The following is a 223-nucleotide window of genomic DNA, read 5'->3' on the forward strand; positions in this document are numbered from 1 at the left end:
ACAAAATCATCCGCCACAGATCCATGGCGAGCCTCCTCTCGAGATTGCTTCAGCGGAGAACGGCTTCGGCTGGCCAGCGTTCCGCCGCCGCGCCGTGACGGCGGCTGCCCTGAAGGGGAGTTCACCCGTCGCGCTTCGCAGAGACGTGTCGCTCCCACACCGTCACCCCCGCACTGCGCCGTCATGGTCTCCTGCCATCATGGCCGCGCCTGTTGCGGCCATC

General features: G+C 66.8%; 1 protein-coding gene. It reads left to right on the top strand.

Annotated features, from left to right (window positions below):
• On the top strand, positions 1-223 hold a 223-nt coding region (locus E4K09_RS29825), incomplete at both ends, for a hypothetical protein (RefSeq protein ID WP_204985742.1).

It is taken from the genome of Microvirga pakistanensis, assembly GCF_004458765.1.
Lineage (GTDB): Bacteria > Pseudomonadota > Alphaproteobacteria > Rhizobiales > Beijerinckiaceae > Microvirga > Microvirga pakistanensis.